Source organism: Micromonospora sp. WMMD712 (genome assembly GCF_029581295.1).
GTDB classification, from domain to species: Bacteria; Actinomycetota; Actinomycetes; order Mycobacteriales; family Micromonosporaceae; genus Micromonospora; species Micromonospora carbonacea.
The window spans coordinates 1,090,856-1,113,326 of sequence record NZ_CP120743.1; the positions used below are offsets into that span (position 1 = coordinate 1,090,856).

Here is a 22,471-nt window from a genome sequence, read left to right on the forward strand (position 1 = left end):
CCCGGCGACGATGGACCCGACGGGCATCCCCGCCGATCCGCCGTGGCCCGACCGAGGAGAGCGCCGTGGAGCACCGCACGTCCCGCCAGCACGTCGTCGACATGTGCCGCACCATGCTCGCCCGTGGCTACCTCAAGGCCACGGAGGGCAACGTGTCGGTCCGGGTGCCCGGCCACGAGCTGTACGCGGTCACCCCCAGCAACTACGACTACGACCGGATGCGCGTCGAGGACGTCTGCATCGTCGACTTCGCCGGAAAGCACGTGCCCGACGACTCCGGCACGGGCCTCGCGCCGTCGATCGAGTGCGGGATGCACGCCAACATCTACCGGCAGCGGCCGGACGTCAACGCGATCGTGCACACCCACCAGCCGTACGCCTCGGCGCTGGCCTTCCTGCGCCGGCCGATCCCGGCGCTCACCGACGAGCAGGTGCGCTTCCTCGGCAAGCGGGTCGCCATCGTCGACTACGCCCCGTCGGGCACGGGGTTCCTGGCGCGCAACGTGCAGAAGAAGGTCGCCGGCGGGGACAACGCGTTCATCATCGCCAACCACGGGATCGTCGCCCTCGGCACGGACCCGGACCGGGCGGTGTTCAACATGGCGCTGCTGGAGAAGGTCTCGATCGCCTACCTGCTGGCGCTGACCACCGAGACGGGGAAGGTCTACACGATCCCGACGGCGATCCGCGAGGTCGCCTTCGGCAAGCTGCGCGCCGACGAGAAGCGGATCGCCGCCCAGATCACCGAGGCGGTGTCGCCGCTGCGGGTGCCCGCCGACGAGGAGCTGCCCAGCGCCGACGCGACGGCCGCCGCGCTCGCCGCGCCCGGCGAGGGGGAGCCGGAAGGCGGCGAGGCGGCCCGGCTCGGGTACGCGATCAGCGAGTATCCCGACGTCGACGACGTCATGCGCCGCCTGAGGGCGCTGGTCGCCCAGCCGATCCGCGGGCTGCGCCACGACGCGCTGCTCGACGTGCTCAACTACTACGACACCAAGTGCCGGGCCAGCCGGGAGATCACCGACCGGGCGAAGCGGCGCATCCCCGGCGGCGTGCAGCACAACCTGGCGTTCAACTACCCGTTCCCCCTGGCGATCGAGCGGGCCGAGGGCGCGCACCTGGTCGACCGCGACGGCAACACCTACATCGACTTCCTCCAGGCCGGCGGCCCGACGATCCTGGGCAGCAACTACGGGCCGGTCAACGAGCGGGTCGCGGAGGTGGTCCGGGCGTCCGGGCCGGTCACCGGCCTGTTCCACGAGTACGAGCTGAAGCTCGCCGAGATCATCCACCGGTACCTGCCGCACGTGGAGATGTACCGGGCGCTCGGCTCGGGCACCGAGGCGGTGATGGCCGCCGTGCGCGGGGCGCGGGCGTTCACCGGCAAGAAGATGGTGATCAAGGTCGGCGGCGCGTACCACGGCTGGTCCGACACCATGGTCTACGGGCTGCGGGTGCCCGGCACCTACCGGATGAACGCCAAGGGCATCCCCTTCGGCGCGACCAGCCGCACCCGGGAGGCGTTCCCGCACGACCTGGGGCAGCTGCGGCGCAAGCTGATCGAGAACCGGCTGCGGGGCGGCACGGCCGCCGTCGTGGTCGAGCCCGTCGGCCCGGAGTCCGGCACCCGGCCGGTGCCGCGCGACTTCAACGCCAAGGTACGCCAGCTCTGCGACGAGTTCGGCGCGCTGCTGGTCTTCGACGAGGTGGTCACCGGGTTCCGCCTCGGCCTGGGCGGCGCGGCCGGCTACTTCGGCGTCACCCCCGACCTGACGGTGCTCGGCAAGGCGGTCTCCGGCGGGTACCCGATGGCCGGCGGCGTCGGCGGTCGCGCCGACGTGATGGCGGTCTTCGGCTCCGGCCTGGACGGCAAGAGCGGCGCGCACATCCAGGTCGGCGGGACCCTGTCGGCGAACCCGCTGTCCTGCGCGGCCGGCTACTTCGCCATCGAGGAGATGGCCCGCACCAACGCGCCGGTCATCGCCGGGCGGGCCGGCGACCGGCTCACCCGTGGCCTGCAACGGCTCATCGACCGCTACGGCCTGCCGTACGTCGCCTACAACCAGGGCTCGATCGTGCACCTGGAGTGCAGCGGCGTCATGCTGCTGGACATGCGCCACCCGGTGAAGCTGCTCAAGGAGAACAAGGCCCGCAAGCGGCTGATGGAGCAGATGGGCGCGGCGTACGCTGCGCACGGCATCATCACCCTGGCCGGCTCGCGGATGTACACCTCGATGGCCGACACCGACGAGGTCATCGACGACGCGCTCGCGCGGTTCGACCAGGTGTTCGCGCTGGTCGAAGGGGTCTGATCCGGTGGCAGCCACGGCACCGCAGGTGCTCGCGATCGACCTGGGCACCTCGGGGATGAAGGCCGCCCTCGTCGCCGCCGACGGCACCGTCACCGGCTGGGCCGAGCGGGCCGTGCCGCTGCGGGTGCTCCCCGGCGGCGGGGCCGAGCAGGATCCCCGCGCCTGGTGGGACGCGCTCGGGCAGGTCGCCGCCGACCTGGGCCGGGCCCACCCCGACCACCTGCGCGCGGTCACCGTGGTGTGCGCCTCCACGCAGGGCGAGGGGACCATCGCCGTCGACGCGGCCGGTGAGCCGTTGACGGCGTGCATCAGCTGGCTGGACATGCGGGGCGCGGCGAACCTGCGCCGCCAGTTCGGCGGCTTTCCCGCGTACCACGGCTTGTCGGCGCGCCGGATCGCGCGCTGGCTGCGGCTCACCGGCGGCATGCCGTCGCCGACCGGCAAGGACCCGGCGGCGCACATGCTGCTGGTCCGCGACGAGATGCCGCAGGTGTACGCGCGCACCGCGTCGTTCCTCAACGTGCTCGACTGGATCAACCTGAAGCTGACCGGGCGGACGGTGGCCACCGTCGACTCGATCCTCACCTCGTGGGTGACCGACAACCGGCGGCCGGGCGACGTCCGCTACTCCCCCGCCCTGGTCGCCGACTGCGGCATCGACCGGGACAAGCTGCCGCCGATCGTCGCCTGCATCGACGTGATCGGCACGCTGTCGCCGGCCGCCGCCGCGCACCTGGGCCTGCCGGGGTCGGTGCGGGTGGTGGCCGGGGCCATCGACAACACGGCCGCCGCGATCGGGGCGGGCACGACCGGCGACAACCAGCCGCACCTCTATCTCGGCACCTCGTCGTGGGTCGCCGCGCACGTGCCGGCGAAGAAGACCGACGTGGTCGCCGGGATCGCCGCGGTGCCGTGCGCCATCCCCGACCGCTACCTGATGACCGCGTTGCAGGCCACCGCCGGGGCCAACCTGACGTGGCTGCGCGACAAGGTCGTCGAGTACGACGACCCGCTGCTGGGCGCGGGGCACGTCAGCCGCGACGAGGGCACGATCTTCGACGCGTTCGACCGGATCATCCCGACGGTGCCGCCGGGGGCGAACGGCGTCATCTACACCCCGTGGCTCTACGGCGAACGCGCCCCGGTCGACGACCCGCACCTGCGTGCGGCGTTCCTCAACATCTCGCTGGACACCAACCGCTCCGACCTGCTGCGGGCGGTCTTCGAGGGCGTCGCCCTGAACACCCGCTGGCTGTTCCGGGCCGTCGACCGGTTCCTCGGCGCGCCCGTCACCTCGCTGGCGATCACCGGCGGCGGTGCGCTGTCGGACTCGTGGTGCCAGATCTTCGCCGACGTGCTCGGCGTCGAGATCCGGCGCGACGCGAACCCCCTGGCGGTCAACGCCCGGGGCGCGGGCTGGATCGGCGCGGTCGGCACCGGGATGGTCGGCTTCGGCGACCTGCCCGGGCTGATGCGCAGCGACCGGGTGTTCGCGCCGACGCCCGCGCACCGGGCCACGTACGACGAGATCTTCGACGTCTACCGCCTGCTGCACCGGCGGCTGGCCCCGGTCTACCGGCGGCTGCGCCGGTAGACCGGCCGGCCCACGCGCCGCCGGGCGGGGCGCGCGGCCGGTCAGCCGGGCGGCCGGTCAGCCGATGTCGGCCAGCCTCGGCAGCACCTCGTCGGCGATCCGCCGGGTGAACTCCACCGGGTGCCGGTCCGGCATCGTCTGCACCTCGGTCACCCCGAGCGCGGCGTACGCGGCCACGTCGGCGACGAACGCGTCGACGTCGGCCAGCGGCGGCCGCAGCACGATCGCCGTCTTCTCGATGGCGTCGTAGTCGCGGCCCTCGGCGGCGCAGTGGCCGCGCAGCACGTCCAGCTTGCGGGCCACGTCGTCGGGGCTGGAGCCGAACAGGTTGCACGCGTCGGCGTACCGGGCGACCAGCAGCAGCGTCTTGCGCTCACCGCCGCCGCCGATCATGATCGGCGGGTGCGGGCGGCGCAGCGGCTGCGGCGAGTTGAGCGTCTCGGCCAGCCGGTAGTGCCGGCCCTCGAAGGGCCCGTCGTCGTCGCTGAACATCTGCCGGCAGATGCGCAGCGTCTCCTCCAGCCGCTCGAACCGCTCGGCCACCGGCACGACCGGCACGCCGAGACCGCGCTGTTCCCGCTCGTACCAGGACGCGCCGATGCCGAGGCGGGCCCGGCCGCCGGAGAGCACGTCCAGCGTCGTGACGATCTTGGCGAGCAGGCCCGGGTGGCGGTACATGACGCCGGTGACCAGCACACCCAGCGTCATCCGCCGGGTCAGCGCCGCGACGTAGCCGAGGGTCGTGTACGCCTCCAGCATCGGCTCCTCGGCCGGGGCCTGGGCCTCCATCTGGAAGTAGTGGTCCATCACGGTGAACGACGCGAACCCCGCCTGCTCGGCGAGGGTGGCGGTCTCGGCCAGGGTCGGCGCGATCGCCGCCGCGTCGGCCGGGGTCGAGAAAGTCCAGTAGTGCAGTCCGAGTTTCATCTCCACACCTCCGGGTCGAGCCTAGTGGCGACCGGGCCGTCGCACTGGGTGGGATCGATTCGACGGTTCTGGGCCGGTATCCGGTAGTCTCTCGATACCAGGCCGAGAGGCGCTGCGACGGGCCCGGCCCGCCACGCTCGACCTGGGAGCATGTGGACCAAGGGCGCCTCCGAGACTTCGGGGGTGGTCGGTGTGGGTTCGTCCGTCGACGGTTCAGGTGCGGTTGCGGCGCTGCGGCGGTTGCTGGCCGAGCGCATCGCGGTGCTCGACGGCGCCTGGGGCACGATGTTGCAGGGCGCCAAGCTCTCCCCCGCCGACTACCGGGGCGACCTGATCGGCGCGGACCATCCCCGCGACGTCACCGGCGACCCAGACCTGCTCAACCTGACCCGCCCGGACCTGATCCTCGACGTGCACCGGCAATACCTGGCGGCCGGTGCCGACATCACCACCACCAACACGTTCACCGCCACGAGCATCGGGCAGGCCGACTACGGCCTGGAGGCGCTGGCGCGCGAGATGAACGTGCGCGGCGCGCAGCTCGCCCGGCAGGCCGCGGACGAGGCGGGCGGGCGGTTCGTCGCCGGCTCCGTCGGCCCGCTCAACGTCACCCTGTCGCTGTCGCCGCGCGTGGAGGACCCCGCGTACCGGGCGGTCACGTTCGACGACGTCAAGGCCGCGTACGCGGAGCAGATGGCGGCGCTGGCCGAGGGCGGGGTCGACCTGCTGCTGGTGGAGACCATCTTCGACACACTCAACGCGAAGGCGGCGATCGCGGCGGCCCGCGAGGCGGCCCCCCACCTGCCGCTGTGGATCTCCGTCACGGTGGTGGACCTGAGCGGCCGCACGTTGTCGGGGCAGACGGTGGAGGCGTTCTGGCGTTCCATCGCGCACGCCGAGCCGCTGGTCGTCGGCGTCAACTGCGCGCTCGGCGCGGCGGAGATGCGCCCGCACGTGGCGGAGCTGTCCCGGCTGGCCGGCGCCTACGTCGCCGCGCACCCCAACGCCGGGCTGCCCAACGCCTTCGGCGGCTACGACCAGACGCCGGAGGAGATCGGCGCGCTGCTCGGCGGGTTCGCCGGCGACGGACTGGTCAACATCGTCGGCGGCTGCTGCGGCACGACCCCGCCGCACATCGCCGGGATCGCGGCGGCGGTGCGGGGCGTGCCGCCGCGACGGGTCGCCGAGGAGCCCCCGGCGACCCGGTTCAGCGGCCTGGAGCCGTTCACGATCGGGCCCGACACCGGCTTCGTGATGATCGGCGAGCGCACCAACGTGACCGGCTCGGCGCGGTTCCGCCGGCTCATCGAGGCCGACGACCACCAGGGCGCGGTCGACGTGGCCGTCGAGCAGGTGCGCGGCGGCGCGAACCTGCTCGACGTCAACATGGACGCCGACCTGCTCGACAGCGAGCGGGCGATGACCACGTTCCTCAACCTCATCGCCACCGAGCCCGAGGTGGCCCGGATCCCCATCATGATCGACAGTTCCCGGTGGAGCGTGCTCGAAGCCGGCCTGAAGTGCGTGCAGGGCAAGGGCGTCGTCAACTCGATCAGCCTGAAGGAGGGCCCGGAGCCGTTCCTCGCCCAGGCCCGGGCGATCCGCGGCTACGGCGCGGGCGTGGTGGTGATGGCCTTCGACGAGCAGGGCCAGGCCGACACCACCGCGCGCAAGGTGGAGATCTGCGGGCGGGCGTACGACCTGCTGGTGGGCGAGGCCGGCTTCGCCCCCGAGGACATCATCTTCGACCCGAACGTGCTGGCCGTGGCCACCGGCATCGCCGAGCACAACGGCTACGCGAAGGCGTTCATCGACGCCCTGCCGCTGATCAAGGCCCGCTGCCCCGGCGCGCGCACCAGCGGCGGCATCTCGAACCTGTCGTTCGCGTTCCGGGGCAACGACGTGGTGCGCGAGGCGATGCACTCGGCGTTCCTGTTCCACGCCGTGCGGGCGGGGCTGGACATGGGCATCGTCAACGCCGGCCAGCTCAGCGTCTACGAGAACATCCCGGCGGACCTGCTCGAACTGGTCGAGGACGTCATCTTCGACCGCCGGCCCGACGCCACCGACCGGCTGGTCACCTTCGCGTCCACGGTCACCGGGTCGGGCACCAAGCGTGAGGTCGACCTGTCCTGGCGGGCCGCTCCCGTCGCCGAGCGGCTCACCCACGCGCTGGTGCACGGGATCGTCGACCACGTCGAGGCCGACACCGAGGAGGCCCGGCTGCTGTTCGACCGGCCCCTCGACGTCATCGAGGGCCCGCTGATGGACGGCATGAAGGTCGTCGGCGACCTGTTCGGCGCGGGCAAGATGTTCCTGCCGCAGGTGGTCAAGAGCGCCCGGGTGATGAAGCGGTCGGTGGCCTACCTGGAGCCGTACATGACCAAGGAGCGGGCCGCCGGGCAGGGCCAGGGCAAGGTCGTCCTCGCCACCGTCAAGGGCGACGTGCACGACATCGGCAAGAACATCGTCGGCGTCGTCCTCGGCTGCAACAACTACGAGGTCGTCGACCTGGGCGTGATGGTGCCGGCGGCACGGATCCTGGACACCGCCGTGGCCGAGGGCGCCGACGCGATCGGCCTGTCCGGGCTGATCACCCCGTCGCTGGACGAGATGGTCGCCGTCGCGGGCGAGATGCAGCGCCGGGGGCTGCGGATGCCGTTGCTCATCGGCGGGGCCACCACGTCCCGGCAGCACACGGCGGTGCGGATCGCCCCGGCGTACGAGGGGCCGACCGTGCACGTGCTCGACGCGTCCCGGGTCGTCGGCGTGGTCTCCGACCTGCTCGACGCCGACCGCGCGCAGACCCTCGACACGGCCAACCGGGCCGAGCAGGAGCGGCTGCGCGAGCAGCACGCCAACCGGCACGCCCAGCCGCTGCTCACCCTCGCCCAGGCCCGCGCCAACCGCGAGCGGGTCGACTTCGCCGACCTGCCGGTGCCGGCGTTCACCGGCGTGCGCGTGGTCGAGCCGTCCCTCACCGAGCTGCGCGAGATGATCGACTGGCAGTTCCTGTTCCTGGCGTGGGAGCTGAAGGGGAAGTTCCCGGCGATCCTCGACCAGCCCGTCGCCCGCGAGCTGTACGACGACGCCAACACCCTGCTCGACGCGATCATCGCCGACGGGTCGTTGCACGCCCGGGGCGCGTACGGCTTCTGGACGGCGCACGCCGAGGGTGACGACATCGTCCTCGACGACGCCGGGGTGCGCCTGCCGATGCTGCGCCAGCAGACCGCGAAGCCCGCCGGCCGGGCCAACCGGTGCCTCGCCGACTACGTCGCGCCGGCCGGCGACCACCTGGGTGGCTTCGCGGTGGCGGTGCACGGCGCGGAGGAGCTGGCCGCCCGCTACGAGGCCGAGCACGACGACTACCGCGCCATCATGGTCAAGGCGCTGGCCGACCGGCTCGCCGAGGCGTTCGCCGAGCACCTGCACCTGCGGGCCCGCCGCGACTGGTTCGAGCCCGACGCCGCCCCGGCGCTGGCGGACCTGCACGCCGAGCGGTTCCGGGGCATCCGGCCCGCGCTGGGCTATCCGGCCAGCCCCGACCACAGCGAGAAGCGGGACCTGTTCGACCTGCTCGGCGCGCAGACGCTGGGCATCGGCCTGACGGAGTCGTACGCGATGACGCCCGCGGCCGCCGTCAGCGGGCTGATCTTCGCGCACCCCGACTCGCGGTACTTCACGGTCGGGCGGATCGGCCGCGACCAGGCCGAGGACTACGCGGCGCGGCGTCGCGTGGCCCTCGCCGAGGTCGAGCGCTGGCTGCGCCCGAACCTCGCCTACGAGCCGTGACCGGCGCGGCCGGGCCCGCCTGACGGCGGGCCCGGCCGGCGGGGGTCAGCCGCCGTCGACCGGGCGGAACGGCGGGACGTGGTGCCGGGCGCGGGCGGTGCGGTTGGTGGTGGTGCAGATCGCGTCGAACATGGTCCGGCCGAGGACCGCGTGGGCCCGCACCGCCGGGTGGGTCGACCCGTAGTTGTCCAGGTCGCCGAGGGAGTCGGCGAACAGCGCGTAGGTCAGGGTGGGCGCGCCCGCCGGGTCGAACATGATGCCGGCCTCGTGCCGGGCCGCGCCCAGCTCGTCGTAGTCGGCGCCGTACTTGGTGGCGACCCGGCTGCGCTCGGCAGAGGACATGGTGTGCCGGATCCCGTCGTGGTAGCCGTTGATCCACCGCAGGATGCCGAGCAGGAAGTCGGCGGACCGCGGGGTGAGAATGGTCTTGTTGGCCAACCGCCACAGCAGGTCGTGGGTCTCGCGGGGCGTGGTGACGCCGAGGTAGAACCGGTTCGGGTTGGCCACGGGCTCGACGCGGGTGTGGACGAACCCCTTCGCGGCGAGGATGTCGTTGATCTCCAGCGCCGGCACCACCCGGCCGCACATCCGCACGGCCGTGTTGTCGGAGACGAGCAGCATCGCGGTGAGGAAGTTGGCGACGGTGACCTGGTCACCCCAGACGGTCTGCAGGAAGTAGATGCCGCTGCCGCCGAGGATGATGTCGGCGGTCAGGTCGAGCCGCTGGTCCAGCCGCAGCTGCCCGCGGTCGATCTTGTCCATCACGGCGACGGCGACGGCGAGCTTCTGCACGCTGTAGCCGTGCGTGACGCGGTCGGCGTCGTCGGCGACGACGGTGGCGAGCGTGCCGGCCCGGTCGACCATCGCGATGTGCGAGTGCCACACGCCGCCGGCCGCGGCCTTCTGTTCGAGGTAGGTCCGCCGGATCACCTCGGCGCCGCCGGTGGCACGGGTCCCCGTGGCCGGCGCGGCGGACGCCCGGCCCTCGGCGGCGGCGGGCCGGCCGGTGGCGGCGAGCGCGGCGGCGGCCGCGCCCAGCCCGATCGCGGTCCGGCGGGTGACGTTGCTGTTCATGTGAGCCTCCCCAGTGGTCGCCCACGATGCTCTCAGACGTGTCGATCGAGCGGTGTCCCAACGGGTCCGCCCTGCTCCGAACGACCCGGCTCCGAAGTGGTCGGAGCTGTTACGAGAACGTGACCCCGGCATTTCCCGAAACATGTTGACCAAGGCGGATGTGAGCGCTAACACTGACCGGGGCGTGGACACGCTCCGCACTTTCGGCACGAGGTCCTGGGAGGGAAGCCTGTGTCCAGAAGATTCTTGATGGCACTCGGCAGCGCCGTGCTGGCGCTCAGCATCGCGGCGTGCAGCGGCGAGGGGGCCGGCGGAGGCGGCGACACCGCCGACAAGAAGCCCACCGACCTGACCATCGGCGTCTCGATGCCGACGCAGACCTCGGAGCGGTGGATCGCCGACGGCAACTCGGTGAAGGAGAAGCTACAGGCCAAGGGATACAAGGTCGACCTGCAGTACGCCGGGGACGACATCCCCACCCAGTCGCAGCAGATCGACCAGATGATCACGCAGGGCGCGGACGTCCTGATCATCGCGGCGATCGACGGCACGGCGCTCAGCGGCCAGCTCCAGGCCGCCGCCCAGGCGAAGATCCCGGTCATCTCCTACGACCGGCTCATCCTCGGCAGCCCCAACGTCGACTTCTACGTCAGCTTCGACAACTACAAGGTAGGCGTCGCCCAGGCCACCGCGCTGCTCGTCGGCCTCGGCCTGCAGAACAAGGACGGCTCCAAGGGCACGGCGACCGGCCCGTTCACCATCGAACTGTTCGCCGGCTCGCTCGACGACAACAACACGCAGTACTTCTTCGGCGGGGCGATGGACACCCTCAAGCCGTTCTTCGACAACGGCACGCTGAAGGTGAAGTCCGGCCAGACGAAGATCGAGCAGGCCGCCACGCTGCGGTGGCAGCAGGAGACCGCCCAGAAGCGGATGGAGGACCTGCTGACGTCGAGCTACAACGACGGGTCCACGGTGGACGGCGTGCTGTCGCCGTACGACGGGATCTCCCGGGGCATCATCACCGCCCTGCAGAACGCCGGGTACGGCAAGGGTAAGAAGAAGCTGCCGGTGGTGACCGGCCAGGACGCCGAGATCGCCTCGATCAAGCTCATCAACGACGGCGTGCAGAGCTCCACCGTCTTCAAGGACACCCGGCTGCTGGCCGAGCAGGCCGCCATCGCCGCCGAGGCGTTCCTCCAGGAGAAGCAGCCGCAGGCCAACGACACCACCACCTACAACAACAAGGTCAAGGTCGTCCCGGCGTACCTGCTGCCGATCCAGACCGTCTTCAAGGACGACATCAAGTCCGTCCTCGTCGACTCCGGCTACTGGACGGCCGAGGAGGTCGCCGCCGGGCAGGCCAAGAAGTAGCCCGGTCTCCGTCGGGTCCGGGCGCTCGCCCGGGCCCGGCGGGCGCCGGCCCGGCCGGCGACGCCACCCGACGACCCGAACAGCGGGAGGATGCCCGTGAGCGACACCATCCTCGAGATGCGCACCATCACCAAGACGTTCCCCGGGGTGGCGGCGCTCCAGGACGTCTCGATCACCGTGCGGCGCGGCGAGATCCACGCCATCTGCGGCGAGAACGGCGCCGGCAAGTCCACCCTGATGAAGGTGCTGTCGGGGGTGTACCCGTCGGGCAGCTACGACGGCGAGATCGTCTTCGACGGCCGCCCCGTGCACTTCCGGGGCATCCGGGACAGCGAGTCCCACGGCATCGTCATCATCCACCAGGAGCTCGCCCTGGTGCCGCACCTGTCGATCGCGGAGAACATCTTCCTCGGCAACGAGCGGCGCGGGCGCAGCGGCCTCATCGACTGGAACCGCGCCAACGCCGACGCGGCGGCCCTGCTGGAGTCCGTCGGCCTGCGGGAGAACGCCGTGACGCCGATCGCGGCGCTCGGCGTCGGCAAGCAGCAGCTCGTCGAGATCGCGAAGGCGCTGTCGAAGAAGGTGAAGCTGCTCATCCTGGACGAGCCGACCGCCGCCCTCAACGACGTCGACTCGGCGCACCTGCTCGACCTGCTGCGGCGGCTGCGCGACCAGGGCATCACCTGCATCATGATCTCGCACAAGCTGGGCGAGATCACCGCGATCGCCGACTCGATCACCGTCCTGCGCGACGGGCGCACGGTCGAGCGGCTCGACGTGCGCGCGGGTGAGGTGACCCAGGACCGGATCATCCGCGGCATGGTCGGGCGCGACCTGCACAGCTTCTACCCCGACCGGGTGTCGTCCCCCGGCGAGGAGGTGCTGCGGGTGGAGAACTGGACGGTGCGCCACCCCACCCAGGACCGCACGGTGGTCGACGACGTCGGCTTCACCGTCCGCGCGGGCGAGGTAGTCGGCATCGCCGGGCTCATGGGGGCCGGGCGCACCGAGCTCGCCATGAGCATCTTCGGCCGGTCGTACGGACGCGACATCAGCGGCCGGCTCTTCCTGCGCGGCCGCCCGATCAGGGCGCGCACGGTCGCCGAGGCGATCGGCAACGGCATCGCGTACGCCACGGAGGACCGCAAGCGGTACGGGCTCAACCTCATCGACGACATCCGCCACAACGTCTCGGCGGCGGCGCTGCGCAAGCTCGCCCGCCTCGGCTGGGTGCACGACAACGAGGAGATCCGGGTCGCCGAGGCCAGCCGGCGCGACATGAACATCAAGGCGCCCAGCGTCATGGCGACGGTCGGCAAGCTCTCCGGCGGCAACCAGCAGAAGGTCGTCCTGTCGAAGTGGCTGTTCACCGACCCGGACGTGCTGATCCTCGACGAGCCGACGCGCGGCATCGACGTCGGGGCGAAGTTCGAGATCTACACGATCGTCAACCGGCTGGTGGCGCAGGGCAAGGCGGTCGTGCTCATCTCCTCCGAGCTGCCGGAGCTGCTCGGGATGTGCGACCGCATCTACACGCTCGCGGCGGGCCGGCTCACCGGCGAACTGCCGGCGGGCGAGGCCACCCAGGAGAAGCTCATGCAGCTCATGGCGAAGGACAAGGAACCGGCCTGATGACCGACATCAAATCCTCCTCCCCCGGGCAGCGCCCGTCGGCCGACGAGGCCGCCCCCGCCCTCGCCCTGCACACCGGCATCAGCGATCCGCGTACGCTGATCATGCGCAACCTGCGCCAGAGCGGCATCTTCGTCGCCCTCGTGGTCATCGTCGCGCTCTTCGCGGTGCTGACCGACGGCGTCTCGCTGAGCCCGGGCAACATCACCAACATCGTCCTGCAGTACTCCTACATCCTGGTGCTCGCCATCGGCATGGTCATCGTGATCATCGGCGGGCACATCGACCTGTCGGTCGGCTCGGTGGTCGCCCTCACCGGCGCGGTCTCCGCCGTGCTCGTCATCCAGCAGGGCCACCCGTGGTGGCTCGGCGTGCTGGCCGCGTTGGCCGTCGGCCTCGCCGTCGGCGCCTGGCACGGCTTCTGGGTCGCCTACGCGGGCATTCCCGCCTTCATCGTGACCCTCGCCGGCATGCTGCTGTTCCGCGGCCTCACCCTGCGGGTGCTGGACAACATCTCGCTGTCGCCGTTCCCGGCCGAATACCAGCAGATCGCGGCGGGCTTCCTCAACGGGTTGCTCGGCGGCCAGGGCTTCGACGCGTTCACCCTGCTCATCGGCGCGGTGGCCGTCGCCGGGTACGCGGTGGGCGGCTTCCGTACCCGGGTGGCGCGCATCCGCTACCAGCAGCCGGTCGAGTCGTTCCCGCTGTTCGTCGCCCGGGTCGTGCTGGTGGGCGCGGTCGTCATGTACTTCGCCTGGCAGCTGGCGCACGCCCGGGGCCTGCCGATCGTGCTCATCGTCCTCGCGGTGCTCGTCCTCGCGTACGGGCTGCTGACCCGGCGCACCGTGTTCGGCCGCCAGGTCTACGCGATCGGCGGCAACCTCCCCGCCGCCATGCTCTCCGGGGTGAAGGTGAAGACCGTCAACTTCTGGGTCTTCGTCAACATGGGCTTCCTGTCGGCGGTGGCGGGCATCATCTACTCGTCGCGGTCCAACGGCGCGCAGCCCGCCGCAGGCAACATGTTCGAGCTGGACGCGATCGCGGCGGCGTTCATCGGCGGCGCGGCGGTCACCGGCGGGGTCGGCACGGTCGTGGGCGCGATGGTCGGCGGCCTGATCATGGCCGTGATGAGCAACGGCATGCAGCTCATGGGCGTCGACCAGTCGATGCAGTCGGTGGTGAAGGGCCTGGTACTGCTCGTCGCCGTCGCGTTCGACGTCTACAACAAGCGCCGCGCCGGGTCGGCCCGCTGACGGCGTGGGCGATCGGGAGGGCTGTCGACCACGCTCGCCGTCGCCGGCCCGGGCCACTGGGCGCCGCCGCGCTGGGCGGCCCCCAGGTGGACTGGCCGGCGGCGGGATGGTGGTGGGCGACCCCCGCCGCACCGCCCGACATTTACCTGACTAAAGTCAGGCACATGGACACGGAGCTTGTCGCGACGGTACGGCGGTTCAACCGGACGGTGACCCGACGGGTGGGCGCGCTGGACGACGCGTACATGGCGCGCGGGCGGCCCCTCGCCCAGGCGCGCCTGCTGTGGGAGATCGGCCCGGACGGCGCCGAGGTCGCGGCGCTGCGGAACCGGCTCGGCCTGGACTCCGGGCACCTCAGCCGGCTCCTGCGCGCCCTGGAGGGCGACGGGCTCGTCACCGTCGCGCCGGGCGGCGGCGACGGCCGGGTCCGGCAGGCCACGCTCACCGACGCCGGCCGGGCCGAGTGGGCCGAGCTCGACGAACGCTCCGACGCGTTCGCCTGGTCGATCCTCGCACCGCTCAGCGGGCCACGCCGCACCCGGCTCGTCGCGGCGATGGCCGAGGTGGAGCGGCTGCTCGTCGCGTCGAGGGTGACCATCGAGCCGTGCCCGCCGGGCGACCCACGGGCGCGGGTGTGCGTGCGGGCCTACGCCCGCGACGTCGCCCGGCGCTTCGACGGCGGCTTCGACCCGGCGCTGAGCAGCCCGCTCGGCGACGACGAGCTGACCCCGCCCGCCGGGGTGTTCCTGCTGGCCACCCTCGACGCCGAGCCCGTCGGCTGCGGCGCGGTGAAGCTGCGCCCCGGCGCGCCGGCCGAGATCAAGCGCGTGTGGGCCTCCGCGACGGTGCGCGGCCTCGGCGTCGGCCGGCGGCTGCTCGACGAGTTGGAGGGGTACGCCGCCGCGCGCGGCTGGACCGCCGTCCGGCTGGACACCAACCGCAGCCTCACCGAGGCCATCGCCCTGTACCGCTCCGCCGGGTACCACGAGGTCGAGCCGTTCAACACCGAGCGCTACGCCCACCACTGGTTCGAGAAGCGCCTCGCCCCCTGACCGGCAGGGCCGTCCGGCCGCCGAGCCCGGGCGTGACCGCCGGCCCCCGCGTGGAGCCGTGGAGCCAGGGCATCGACGTGGAGCCACTGTGGAGTAGCCTGGCTCCATGTCGGACGACCCCGGGCCCCGCCGGCGGGCGCGTGGCGAGATCGAGGAACTCCCCAGCGGCTCCCTGCGGGTCCGGGTCTATGCCGGGGTCGACCCCGTGTCGAAGCGACGCCGCTACCTCACCCGGACGATACCGGCAGGGCCGGGCGCGGTCGAGACGGCCGAGGCGGTGCGGGCCGAACTGCTCGCCACGGCGGGCCGGCACCGCCGGCCGCCCGCCCGCGCGCAGGTCGACGCGGCGGCGGCCGGTGCGGCGGCCGCCCGCCCCCCGGCCGCCCCGCCCGGCCAGCAGCGCACGGACGGCGCGGCGGGCGTCGAACGGCGGGGGCGCAGGCGGGGGGAACACACGCTCACCACGATCGCGCGCCTCGCGGACGTGTCGGCGCCGACGGTGTCGAAGGTGCTCAACGGCAGGTCGGGCGTCGCCGCCGGGACCCGGTCCCGGGTGGAGGCCCTGCTGCGGGAGCACGGCTACCGCCGGCCGGAGCTGGGCACCCCGAGCGCCATCGTCGAGGTGGTCTTCTACGGGATGCAGAGCAACCTGGCGGTGGCGATCATGCACGGGGTGGAGCAGGTCGCCGGCGAGCACCGGCTGGCCGTCGGCTTCACCGACGCCCGGCGGCAGCTGTCGCAGGGCCGGTTCTGGTCCCGCGACCTGCTGGCGCGGCGGCCGACGGGGGTGATCGCGGTGCACCTCGGCTTCACCTCCGAGCAGCACGCCCTGCTGCGGGCGAGCGCGATCCCGCTGGTGGTGCTGGATCCGACGGACGAGCTGCCGCTGCACACCGTCCCCTCGGTGACGGCGACGAACTGGAGCGGCGGCTTCGAGGCCGCCCGGCACCTGCTCGACCTGGGTCACCGGCGGATCGCCGTGATCACCGGCCCGACCGAGCGGCTCTGCGCCCGGGCCAGGCTCGACGGCGCGCGGGCGGCGATGGAGGCCGCCGGGGTCGGGCTGGAGCCGAGGCTGCTGCGCACGGGGGCCTGGTTCTCCTTCGAGGACGGTCTCAGCCTCGGTCAGGACCTGCTGCGCCTCAACCCGACCCCGACGGCGGTGCTGTGCGGCAACGACCTGCAGGCCCTGGGGGTCTACGAGGCCGCCCGCCGGACCGGCCGGCGTATCCCCCAGGATCTCAGCGTCGTGGGTTTCGACGACATCCCGCACACCAGGCTGTGCGGCCCGACGATGACGTCGGTGCAGCAGCCGCTCACCGACATGGGGGCCGCCGCCGCCCGGATGGTGCTGGCCCTGGCCACCAACCAGCGCCTCCCCCAGACCCGCGTCGAGCTGGCGACCACGCTCGTCGTACGGGACAGCACCGCCGCTCCCGGCGTGCGGTGACCGACGCCCCGGCGGCCCTCGGAAACCTCTCCTTGTCGCCACCGACTCGTTTCGATAGCATCCGAACCGATCGATACCACCCGTCCCCTGCGCGCGCCGCCGGCCACGGCGGCCGGCGAAGAAGGAAGGTGCCGTCCCAGGCCGCCCGTCGTCTGCTCGCGCCCGTCCACGATCCGTGATGACGAACATCACGGTTTGCAGCCGCAGTACGGCCGCCTTCTCCAGCCCACCCGACACCACCGCCGCGTAGACTCTCGCTGATTTGGCGTTGTCCACGGCGGCGTGTCTGCGTGCCCCGAGGTCGATGCCCGGCGAAGCATCGGTCCGACCACCCGGCGTCAACGGGCCGGGAGGGCGCACGGAGAGGTGGGTGGGATGACCGCACGCGGTCCTGCGATGAGGGACGTGGCCCGCCTAGCCGGGGTGTCGCACCAGACCGTGTCGCGCGTCCTCAACGGGCACCCCAACGTCCGGGAACAGACCCGGCTGCGGGTGCAGGCCGCGATCAGCCAGCTCGGCTACCGCCCGAACCGCGCCGCCCGCGCGCTGGTCACCGGGCGGTCCCAGGTCCTCGGCGTGGTGGCGCTCAACACCACGCTCTACGGCCCGGCGTCCCTGCTGTCGGCGTTCGAGCTCGCCGCGGCCGAGGCGGGCTTCGCCGTCAGCGTGGGCAGCGTCCGCAACCTGGACCGCGACTCGATCACCGCCGTCGTCGAACGGCACCTGGCGCACCGCGTCGCCGGGATCGTGGTGATCGCGCCCGTGGAGTCCGCCGGCGAGGCGCTGGACTGCCTGCCCACCGACATTCCGCTGGTCACCGTCGACGGCGACCCCCGCCGACCGGAGCCCCTGGTCACCATCGACCAGGTGGAGGGCGGCCGGCTGGCCACCCGGCACCTGCTCGACGCGGGCCACCGGACGGTCTGGCACGTCTCCGGCCCGGGCGACTGGTTCGACAGCGCCGGCCGGATCGCGGGGTGGCGGGAGACGCTGCGGGCCGCGGGCGCGGAGGCTCCTCCCGTGTTGCAGGCGGACTGGTCGGCGGCGTCGGGATACCGCTGCGGGCAGATGCTGGCGCGCACGCCGGGGGTGACGGCGATCTTCACCGCCAACGACGACCTCGCCCTGGGCGTGCTGCACGCGCTGCACGAGCACGGCCGGCGGGTGCCGGAGGAGGTCAGCGTCGTCGGCTTCGACGACGTGCCCGACGCGGCCTATTTCATCCCGCCGCTGACCACCGTCCGCCCCGACTTCGACACCGTGGCGAAGGCCAGCCTCAGCCTGCTGCTGACCCAGATCGAGTCCGGCGTCGACCGCACGCTGCGGCAGACCGTGTCCCCGACGTTGATGACGCGCAGCAGCGTCGGCCCGCCGCCCGGGTGATCCCGCCGCCGGCACCGCCGCGCCGGCACCCCTCGACCGCCGGTTGATAGCGATAACATCTCGACCCCCGCCCGCAAGCCCCGCCACGGCCCGCCCCGAGCCGGCCGACGAGCGCGCCCACCGCCGGGCCATCGGGCGTCTCACCGGCGCAAACATGCCCGCCTCCCGGTCGTAAGAAGCTCGATAGAATCACCTTCTTGAATCAATCGAGGCGTCGAACGTAACATGTCAGTCGTCGTATGTGAACGTTAACGCGACGCTTCTCGGTCGAGCCCGGCGACCTACCGGCTCGACGACCTGCCCTCGGGCCGCAGTTCCCGTCCCTGGCCCGGCACCCCTTGGAGGTCCGATGCCCCTGCCCATCAACCGACGGCAGCTGTTGCAGGCCGCCGGCGCGACCGCGGTCGTCTCCGCGGCCGGCGCCACGTTCACCGGCGCACAGCCGGCCGCCGCGGCGTTGGCGGTCCCGCCGGCGCGACCGGACACCGGCGTCTCGGCGTACCCGTTCGAGCTGGGCCAGGTGCGGCTGACCGCCGGCCGCTGGCTGGACAACCAGAACCGCACGCTGAGCTACCTGCGCTTCGTCGACGTCGACCGGCTGCTCTACAACTTCCGCGCCAACCACCGCCTGTCCACCAACGGCGCCGCCTCCAACGGCGGCTGGGACGCCCCGTCGTTCCCGTTCCGCACCCACATGCAGGGCCACTTCCTGACCGCCTGGGCCCAGGCGTACGCGGTCCTCGGCGACACCACCTGCCGAGACAAGGCGAACTACATGGTCGCCGAGCTGGCCAAGTGCCAGGCGAACAACGGCGCGGCCGGGTTCACCGCGGGCTACCTGTCCGGGTTCCCGGAGTCGGACTTCGCGGCGCTGGAGGCGCGCACGCTGTCCAACGGCAACGTGCCCTACTACTGCATCCACAAGACCCTCATCGGGCTGCTGGACGTCTGGCGCTACATCGGCAACACCCAGGCGCGGACCGTGCTGCTGGCGTTGGCCGGCTGGGTCGACACCCGCACGTCCCGGCTGAGCTACAGCCAGATGCAGAACATGCTGGGCACCGAGTTCGGCGGCATGAACGAGGCGCTGGCCGACCTCTACCAGTACACCGGCGACGGCCGCTGGCTCACCGTCGCCCAGCGCTTCGACCACGCCGGCGTGTTCGATCCGCTCGCCGCGAACCAGGATCAGCTTTCCGGCAAGCACGCCAACACCCAGGTGCCCAAGTGGATCGGCGCGGCGCGTGAGTTCAAGGCGACCGGCACCACGCGGTACCGCGACATCGCCAGCAACGCGTGGAACATGACCGTCAACGCGCACACGTACGTCATCGGCGGCAACAGCCAGGCCGAGCACTTCCGCCCGCCCAACGCGATCGCCGGCTACCTCACCAACGACACGTGCGAGCACTGCAACACGGTCAACATGCTGAAGCTGACCCGGGAGCTGTGGCTGATCGACCCCAACCGGGCGGCGTACTTCGACTTCTTCGAGCGCGCGCTGGCCAACCACGTCATCGGCGCGCAGAACCCGGCCGACGGCCACGGCCACGTCACCTACTTCACCCCGCTGAAGCCGGGCGGCCGACGGGGCGTCGGCCCCGCCTGGGGCGGCGGCACCTGGAGCACCGACTACAACTCGTTCTGGTGCTGCCAGGGCACCGGCCTGGAGGTCAACACCAGGCTGATGGACTCGATCTACTTCTACAACGGCACCACGCTCACCGTGAACCTGTTCGCGCCGTCGACGCTGGACTGGTCCCAGCGCGGCATCACGGTCACCCAGAGCACCAGCTACCCGGTCGGCGACACCACCACCCTCACCCTGTCCGGCACCATGAGCGGCTCGTGGAGCATCCGGGTGCGCATCCCGGCGTGGACCACCGGCGCGACGATCGCCGTCAACGGCACGACGCAGAGCGTGGACACCACGCCCGGCGGCTACGCCACGGTCACCCGCACCTGGGCCGCGGGCGACACCATCACCGTGCGGCTGCCGATGCGGGTCGTGCTCTCGCCCGCCAACGACAACGCGGCCGTCGCCGCCGTCACCTACGGCCCGATGGTGCTGGCCGGCAACTACGGCAACACCACCCTGAACGCCCTGCCCTCGCTCAACGCCACGTCGGTCACCCGGACCAGCACCAGCTCGCTCGCGTTCACCGCGTCCGCCAACGGCGCGACGGTCAACCTCGCGCCGTTCCAGGACGCGCACGGCTACAACTACACCGTCTACTGGAGCGTCAGCGGCGGCACCGGCACCACCACCCACAAGCTGGTCAACGTCGGCAGCGGCCTGGTGCTCGGCATCCAGAACATGTCCACCGCCGACGGCGGGCTCGCCCTCCAGTGGGGCAACACCGGCACCGCCGACCACAACTGGGTCGTCGTGACCGACGGCGGCAACGTCAAGTTCCGCAACGTCAACAGCGGCAAGGTCCTCGGCGTCGAGAACATGTCCACCGCCGACAACGCCCGCGTCCTACAGTGGGCCGACAACGGCACCGCCGACCACCTGTGGACCCTGCTGAACCAGGGCGACGGCACCTACAAGATCCGCAACGTCAACAGCGGCAAGCTGCTCGGCATCCTCAACGGCTCCACCGCCCAGGGCGCGCAGGCCGTGCAGGACTCCGACAACGGCAGCGCCGACAACCGCTGGCGGCTCGTCGCCAACGGCTGAACGGCTAGGCCCCGCCCGCGACCGTGGACGGGCCACGCCGGTGACGCTGTCGCCGGCGTGGCCAGCCGCGCGGGGACGCGATGCATTGACAGGCATGAGGACCGGGGCTACGGTGCGCCAGGAAAGCGCTTTCACGCCCCGTTGCCGGCCTCCCACCCCGTCCCCCGGAGGATCCTCCACCATGCGCAGAAGCCGCCGACGGCCCCTGCTCGCCGTCGCCACCGCTGCCCTCACCGCCGCCGCGCTCGGCCTGACCCAGCTCGGCGGCGTCCAGTCCGCGTACGCCGCCACGCTGTTCAGCGACGACTTCACCGACGGGGACACCGCCGGCTGGTCGAAGTCCGGCGGGACCTGGTCGGTCGTCGCCGACGACAGCCCCGCCCTGCACCAGGCCAAGGCCGACACCGACAACGCGCGCCTGTTCGCCGGCACCTCGACCTGGACCGACTACACCGTCCAGGCCCGGGTCATGGCCCTGACCCTGCCGGCCGACGGGGCCGTGGCCCTGCTCGCCCGGGCCTCCGGGTCGACCACCTACTACCGGCTGGCCCTGCTGCCCGGCAACCAGGTCCGGCTGGAGGCGGTCCGCAGCGGCGCGGCGACCACCCTGGGCACGCTGTCGCGCACCGTCGCCACCGGCGCCTGGTACACGCTGCGCATCGAGGCCGCCGGGTCGACCGTGCGCGGGTGGGTCGACGGCGTCCCGGTCGGCTCGGGCACCGGCAGCATCGCCACCGGCCGCATCGGCGTGCAGACCCGCCACGCGACCGCCCGCTACGACGACGTGACGGTCACCAGCGGCGCCACCACCCCCACCACGCCACCGACCGGCGCTCCCCCGCCGGCCACCCCCACCGCCACGCCGACGACCACGCCCCCCGCCTCGCCGACCCCGACGCCCACCGGCACCCCGCCGGCCGGCGACACGGTGGTCGTCGCCAAGGACGGCAGCGGCGCCTATACCAGCGTGCAGGCGGCGGTGGACGCCGTGCCCGCCGGCAACACCACCGGGCGCACCATCGTCATCCGGCCCGGCACCTACCGGGAGCTGGTCACCATCCCCGCCGACAAGCCCCGCCTCACCCTCGTCGGCTCCACCGGCGACGCCCGCGACGTGGTCATCACCTACGACAACGCCTCGGGCACCCCGAAGCCGGACGGCGGCACCTACGGCACCTCGGGCAGCGCCTCGGTGACCATCGACGGCAGCGACTTCACCGCCCGGCACCTGACCTTCGCCAACAGCTTCGACGAGGCCACCCACGACTACAGCGCCGAGCAGGCCGTCGCCGTGCTCACCCGCGCCGACCGGCTGGTCTTCGACAACGTCCGGTTCCTCGGCAACCAGGACACCCTCTACCACAACAGCGCCAACAGCAGCGCCATCGGCCGCGCGTACTTCCGCGACTGCTACGTCGAGGGAGACGTCGACTTCATCTTCGGCCGGGGCACCGGCGTCTTCGACCGCTGCGAGATCAGGTCGCTCGACCGCGGGTCGTCGACCAACAACGGGTACGTCACCGCGCCGTCCACGATGATCGGCAACCCGTACGGCTTCCTGTTCGTCGGCTGCACCCTGACCACCGACTCGGCCGCCGCCCAGAGCGTGCACCTCGGCCGGCCGTGGCACCCCAGCGGCGACGTCAACGCGATCGGCCAGGTCGTGTTCCGCGACAGCGTCCTCGGGGCGCACGTCAAGGACTCCCCGTGGACCGACATGTCCGGGTTCTCGTGGCGCGACGCCCGGTTCTTCGAGTACCGCAACAGCGGCCCCGGCGCGACGGTCACCGCCGACCGCCCGCAGCTCACCGACGCCCAGGCGCCCGCCTACACCGCGCAGCGGTACCTGGCCGGCGCGGACGGCTGGAACCCGATCCGCTGACCGGCCCCGGTACGCGGGACGGCGGGACCACCCGCCACCCCGCGTACCGGCGGGTAACCTCCC

General features: G+C 72.3%; 13 protein-coding genes and 1 riboswitch. Of the genes, 11 read left to right on the forward strand and 2 right to left on the reverse strand.

Annotated features, from left to right (window positions below; genetic code table 11):
* Window positions 1-65: 65 nt before the first annotated feature.
* Together O7633_RS04380 and O7633_RS04385 are read left to right on the forward strand one after the other, a co-directional pair.
* Entirely contained in the window at window positions 66-2,309 is a 2,244-nt protein-coding gene (locus O7633_RS04380) for an aminotransferase class III-fold pyridoxal phosphate-dependent enzyme (protein ID WP_282326186.1), read from the forward strand.
* A 4-nt stretch (window positions 2,310-2,313) separates the two neighbouring features.
* On the forward strand, window positions 2,314-3,903 hold the full coding sequence (locus tag O7633_RS04385; RefSeq protein ID WP_282326187.1) for an FGGY-family carbohydrate kinase: 1,590 nt from the start codon (window positions 2,314-2,316) through the stop codon (window positions 3,901-3,903).
* 57 nt (window positions 3,904-3,960) lie between these two features.
* Here the strand turns inward: O7633_RS04385 and O7633_RS04390 are convergent, their stop codons facing one another.
* Window positions 3,961-4,830, reverse strand: coding sequence for an LLM class F420-dependent oxidoreductase (locus O7633_RS04390; protein ID WP_074477191.1), 870 nt, complete (start codon window positions 4,828-4,830; stop codon window positions 3,961-3,963).
* Between the two features lie 98 nt (window positions 4,831-4,928).
* Window positions 4,929-5,006, forward strand: a riboswitch (S-adenosyl-L-homocysteine riboswitch).
* Between O7633_RS04390 and metH the strand changes: the two genes are divergently transcribed.
* Complete coding sequence (metH, locus tag O7633_RS04395) at window positions 4,981-8,625, forward strand: methionine synthase (RefSeq protein ID WP_282326189.1); 3,645 nt, start codon at window positions 4,981-4,983, stop codon at window positions 8,623-8,625. Its footprint overlaps the riboswitch before it by 26 nt.
* 45 nt (window positions 8,626-8,670) lie before the next feature.
* Here the strand turns inward: metH and O7633_RS04400 are convergent, their stop codons facing one another.
* Window positions 8,671-9,699 (reverse strand): serine hydrolase, encoded by a 1,029-nt coding sequence (locus tag O7633_RS04400; protein ID WP_282326191.1) that lies wholly within the window; start codon window positions 9,697-9,699, stop codon window positions 8,671-8,673.
* 249 nt (window positions 9,700-9,948) lie between these two features.
* Between O7633_RS04400 and chvE the strand changes: the two genes are divergently transcribed.
* The 8 genes from chvE to O7633_RS04440 all read left to right on the forward strand — a co-directional run bounded on the left by chvE (window position 9,949) and on the right by O7633_RS04440 (window position 22,408).
* Window positions 9,949-11,073 carry a multiple monosaccharide ABC transporter substrate-binding protein gene (gene chvE, locus O7633_RS04405; protein WP_278135716.1) on the forward strand — a complete coding sequence of 375 codons (1,125 nt, stop codon included), beginning with the start codon at window positions 9,949-9,951 and terminating at the stop codon, window positions 11,071-11,073.
* A gap of 96 nt (window positions 11,074-11,169) precedes the next feature.
* Entirely contained in the window at window positions 11,170-12,705 is a 1,536-nt protein-coding gene (gene mmsA / locus O7633_RS04410) for a multiple monosaccharide ABC transporter ATP-binding protein (RefSeq protein WP_282326194.1), read from the forward strand.
* The gene (gene mmsB, locus O7633_RS04415; RefSeq protein WP_278135719.1) at window positions 12,705-13,958 is read left to right on the forward strand and encodes a multiple monosaccharide ABC transporter permease; all 1,254 of its coding nucleotides are present in this window, start codon (window positions 12,705-12,707) and stop codon (window positions 13,956-13,958) included. Before mmsA ends, mmsB begins: the two co-directional genes overlap by 1 nt.
* A gap of 164 nt (window positions 13,959-14,122) precedes the next feature.
* Window positions 14,123-15,010 (forward strand): bifunctional helix-turn-helix transcriptional regulator/GNAT family N-acetyltransferase, encoded by an 888-nt coding sequence (locus tag O7633_RS04420; protein WP_282326196.1) that lies wholly within the window; start codon window positions 14,123-14,125, stop codon window positions 15,008-15,010.
* Between the two features lie 106 nt (window positions 15,011-15,116).
* On the forward strand, window positions 15,117-16,460 hold the full coding sequence (locus tag O7633_RS04425) for a LacI family DNA-binding transcriptional regulator (RefSeq protein WP_282326198.1): 1,344 nt from the start codon (window positions 15,117-15,119) through the stop codon (window positions 16,458-16,460).
* A 375-nt stretch (window positions 16,461-16,835) separates the two neighbouring features.
* Window positions 16,836-17,843, forward strand: a complete 1,008-nt coding sequence (locus tag O7633_RS04430) for a LacI family DNA-binding transcriptional regulator (protein ID WP_282326199.1) — start codon at window positions 16,836-16,838, stop codon at window positions 17,841-17,843.
* Window positions 17,844-18,192: 349 nt separating this feature from the next.
* Entirely contained in the window at window positions 18,193-20,526 is a 2,334-nt protein-coding gene (locus O7633_RS04435) for a beta-L-arabinofuranosidase domain-containing protein (RefSeq protein WP_282326200.1), read from the forward strand.
* A gap of 181 nt (window positions 20,527-20,707) precedes the next feature.
* Complete coding sequence (locus O7633_RS04440) at window positions 20,708-22,408, forward strand: pectinesterase family protein (protein ID WP_282326202.1); 1,701 nt, start codon at window positions 20,708-20,710, stop codon at window positions 22,406-22,408.
* Window positions 22,409-22,471 lie beyond the last annotated feature (63 nt).